This is a genomic window from Romboutsia sp. (assembly GCF_035470145.1).
Taxonomy (GTDB): Bacteria; Bacillota; Clostridia; order Peptostreptococcales; family Peptostreptococcaceae; genus Romboutsia_D.
This window is the reverse complement of sequence record NZ_DATIRC010000248.1, coordinates 1-1,718: the sequence shown is the minus strand read 5'-3', so window position 1 is coordinate 1,718 and position 1,718 is coordinate 1. Positions and strand designations below refer to the sequence as shown.

At 27.1% G+C, this 1,718-nt stretch carries 3 protein-coding genes; all 3 read right to left on the bottom strand.

Annotated elements, in window-relative coordinates:
* Nucleotides 1-195: 195 nt before the first annotated feature.
* Complete coding sequence (locus tag VLM92_RS10760; RefSeq protein ID WP_325276348.1) at nucleotides 196-369, bottom strand: hypothetical protein; 174 nt, start codon at nucleotides 367-369, stop codon at nucleotides 196-198.
* Between the two features lie 147 nt (nucleotides 370-516).
* Complete coding sequence (locus VLM92_RS10755; RefSeq protein WP_325276347.1) at nucleotides 517-1,002, bottom strand: DNA N-6-adenine-methyltransferase; 486 nt, start codon at nucleotides 1,000-1,002, stop codon at nucleotides 517-519.
* A gap of 210 nt (nucleotides 1,003-1,212) precedes the next feature.
* Nucleotides 1,213-1,365, bottom strand: a complete 153-nt coding sequence (locus VLM92_RS10750) for a hypothetical protein (protein WP_325276346.1) — start codon at nucleotides 1,363-1,365, stop codon at nucleotides 1,213-1,215.
* Between the last annotated feature and the right edge of the window lie 353 nt (nucleotides 1,366-1,718).

The following is a 1,718-nucleotide window of genomic DNA, read 5'->3' as shown; positions in this document are numbered from 1 at the left end:
CATTTCGAAATCAAGTTCATTGATTAATTTATCCTTTAACATATAAAAGTCATTTTCAAAGTCCTCACTAGCTTCTTTGCATATATTGTAAAAATCTGTATAAGTCATTTCTTCTTTTGTAGTTAATATTGCTAAAACTTCTCCTGTTTTACTTTCTAGTGTAAATATCTTATTCATAACCTTACCCCCTGTAATTTACATAAATATTGCACTTTCTGAAACTGTTTCCATTATGTTTAAATCATACGTTGCTACTAATACTATTAAAGCTAATATTGCTAAAGTTATTTTTATATTCTTATTAGAAATTAATCTAGTAAAAGCATTTTGATTGAAGCTTCTATCATTAAATTTATAAGTTCTAGTCATTGTCATATCCCCCTAACAAGATGTGATACAAGTTAGCTATTCTTTCTAGTATCTTATGCAACTTGTATTTGATTTATACTTATACTATGCAATTTGTACTAAAGTTGTGCTACAAGAAATAAAAAAAGACTAGAAATTATTCTAGCCTTATCTCCATATCCCATGACCTGTATATTTTAGATAATCTTTTATTAATCCATTTACAGGATATTTCGAAAATACAACCAATGCACTTGGAAAAGGAGCAGAATTTCTAGAATCCCCAAATTTTAATCTACCTTTTATAAAAAATATTCCCCTAGCATAAGGAAAAATTATTTCGTGCCATATTTTAGTATCTGGTCTAGCAGGTATAAGCATTACAACGGTCGAACTATTTTTCTCACTTTCTTCATATGCTTTTTTTGTCCATTTAGGAAGTTCTCTACTATATGGAGGATTGCACCAACATATTCCGTTCCAATCTTGCTTTAATCCATCTTCTTTTGGTGTGAAATATTTATTACATTTAGCAGTTAAATCAGTAGCACATACATCTAATTCAAATCTAAATATTTCATTTAATTCACAAAAAAAATCTTTCGGCGTTTCCCAAGTTTGATCATTGCTACTAAACATTAATTCTTTATTCATTTATTTATCCTCCCTAATATTTTCCTCTATACTATACTATACTATATAGTATACAAAACCGTATCACTTTGTGCTACAATTTAACTATAAAATATTTAGGTATTTTAAAAAGATAATCGTATAATAATAGTAGTAATAGTAGTAGGTGTTGGTGGCTCTTACTACTTATTTTTTTGCAATAAAAAAGCTGAAATTAATCAGCCTTAAAATTTATTCTTCCTCGTCTAATTCATTCATAAATTCTTCTTCGCTTTCGTAGTTCAAGCATAATTTCTGACAATCTATAAAATTGCATTTCTTACAACTTATACTACATATCAATTCTTTATTTTCTATATCTAATATAGTATTTATACAGTTCATAATTTACCCCCTTAAAATTGGTTATACTTATAATATGCAATTTGTACTAAAGTTGTGCTACAATATTAATATAAAATATTAAGGTATTTTAAAAAGATAATCGTATAAATAATAGTAGTAATAGTAGTAGGTGTTGGTGGCACTGCTACTTATTTTTTTTTGCAAATCTTTTCTACAGGGAACTTTGATATTTTTACCATTACTTATAAACTGTTTTATCCACATATTAACATTCCACCGTCACGACTTTTTCCGTGATGATATGGAACGTTGAAATTCTCGAGTTTCATTTTTTGTAATTCGATTTACTTATTTTAGTTTATCGAGTTTCATTTTTTGTAATTCATATTTCT

Bases quoted from the DNA above. Each gene is read 5' to 3' on its own strand.
- VLM92_RS10750 (WP_325276346.1), bottom strand. From the start codon at position 1,365: ATGAACTGTATAAATACTATATTAGATATAGAAAATAAAGAATTGATA.
- VLM92_RS10755 (WP_325276347.1), bottom strand. From the start codon at position 1,002: ATGAATAAAGAATTAATGTTTAGTAGCAATGATCAAACTTGGGAAACG.
- VLM92_RS10760 (WP_325276348.1), bottom strand. From the start codon at position 369: ATGACTAGAACTTATAAATTTAATGATAGAAGCTTCAATCAAAATGCT.